1 protein-coding gene is annotated in these 2,093 nt (G+C 73.0%); it reads right to left on the bottom strand.

Annotated elements, in window-relative coordinates:
* Window positions 1-2,093, bottom strand: a 2,093-nt coding sequence (locus tag ACTIDRAF_RS27750) for a copper-translocating P-type ATPase (RefSeq protein WP_016698147.1), incomplete at both ends; no start/stop codon positions are given.

Here is a 2,093-nt window from a genome sequence, read left to right as displayed (position 1 = left end):
GTGCGGCTCGCGCCGGTTCCGGTATGCGGGTCTTCGCGGTGCCGGCCCCGCCGGGGGCGGGGTGGTCGGGTAGGGGCGCGAAGCGGCGGAGTCGTGCGCTGTTGAGCACGACGAACACGGAGCTGAAGGCCATCGCGGCGCCGGCGAGCATGGGGTTGAGCAGTCCCGCTGCCGCCAGGGGGAGTGCGGCGACGTTGTAGGCGAATGCCCAGAACAGGTTGCCTCGGATGGTGCCGAGGGTGCGGCGGGACAGGCGCACGGCTTCGGCGGCGGCGCGTAGGTCGCCGCGCATCAGGGTGAGGTCGCTGGCGGCGATGGCGGCGTCGGTGCCGGTGCCCATGGCCAGGCCGAGGTCGGCCTGGGCGAGTGCGGCGGCGTCGTTGACTCCGTCGCCGACCATGGCCACCACGCGGCCCTGCTGTTGGAGGCGGCGTACGACGTCGACCTTGTCCTGGGGGAGGACGTCGGCGATGACCTCGTCGATGCCGACCTCGTGGGCGACGGCGGTGGCGACGGTCCTGTTGTCGCCGGTGAGCAGGACTGGGGAGAGGCCGAGGCGGCGGAGCTGCTGGACGGCCTGGGCGGAGGTGGGGCGGACCGCGTCGGCGACGACCAGCAGCCCCCGGGTCTGCCCGTCCCAGGCGACGGCGACGACGGTGCCGCCGTGTGCTTCGGCGTGTTCTCGGGCGGAGGCGAGTTCGGCGGGCAGTGGGTGGCCGTGGTCGGCCAGGAGGGTGGTGCGGCCGACGAGGACGGTGTGGCCCTCGACGTGGCCGGTCACGCCGAGGCCGGGGGTGTTGTGGAAGTCGGTGACGGGGGGCAGCGCGCCGAGTTCGTCGGTGGCGGCGGCGGTCACGGCGCGGGCGATGGGGTGTTCGGAGGCGTTCTCGACGGCCCCGGCCCTGCGCAGGACGGTGTGGAGTGTCTCGCCTTCGGCGGGGATGACCTCGCGTACCGTCATCTGGCCGGTGGTGACGGTGCCGGTCTTGTCGAGCACGACGGTGTCGGCGCGCCGGGTGGACTCCAGTACCTCCGGGCCTCGGATGAGGAGGCCCAGTTGGGCGCCTCGGCCGGTGCCGACCATCAGGGCCATGGGGGTGGCCAGGCCCAGGGCGCAGGGGCAGGCGATGATCAGGACGGCGACGGCGGCGGTGAACGCCGCGGCCGCCCCGGCGCCGGTGCCCAGCCAGAAGCCGAGGGTGCCGGCGGCCAGCAGCAGGACGAGGGGGACGAAGACGGCGGAGATCCGGTCGGCGAGCCGTTGGGCGGCGGCTTTGCCGTTCTGCGCCTCTTCCACGAGTCGGGCCATCTGGGCGAGTTGGGTGTGGGCACCGACGTGGGTGGCGCGGATGAGGAGTCGGCCGCCGGAGTTGACGGTGGCGCCGACGACGGTGTCGCCGGGGCTGACCTCGACGGGTACTGATTCGCCGGTGAGCATGGAGGCGTCGATGGCTGAGGAGCCGTCGAGGACTGTGCCGTCGGTGGCGATCTTCTCGCCGGGGCGGACCACGAACTCGTCGCCGACGGCGAGGTCGTCGATGGGCACGCGTCGTTCCTGGCCGTGGCGCAGGACGGTGACGTCGCGGGCGCCCATTTCCAGCAGGGCCCGCAGTGCCTGTCCGGCGCGGCGTTTGGATCGGGCTTCCAGGTAGCGGCCGGCGAGGATGAAGGTGGTGACGCCGGCGGCGGCTTCGAGGTAGATGTGGGCGGCGCCGTCGCCGCGGGTGATGGTGAGTTCGAAGGGGTGGACGAGGCCGGGGGTGCCGGCGGTGCCGAGGAACAGCGCGTACAGGGACCAGCCCAGGGCGGCGAGGGTGCCCAGGGAGATGAGGGTGTCCATGGTGGCGGTGGCGTGTCGGAGGTTGAGCCAGGCTGCCCGGTGGAAGGGCCAGGCTCCGTAGGCGACGACGGGGGCGGCCAGGGTCAGGGAGAGCCATTGCCAGTAGGTGAACTGGAGTGCGGGCACCATCGCCATGGCGATGACCGGGACTGACAGCAGTAGGGAGATCAGGAGTCGCTGTCGCAGGGAGGTGAGGGGGTCGGGGTGGTTCTCGGTGCGGGGGGTGTCGGTGGCGGGGGGTGGGGGCAGGGTG

The sequence above is a fragment of the Actinoalloteichus spitiensis RMV-1378 genome, from assembly GCF_000239155.1.
GTDB classification, from domain to species: Bacteria; Actinomycetota; Actinomycetes; order Mycobacteriales; family Pseudonocardiaceae; genus Actinoalloteichus_B; species Actinoalloteichus_B spitiensis.
The sequence above is the reverse complement of the archived record's forward strand: the minus strand, read 5'-3'. Positions and strand labels throughout refer to the sequence as shown.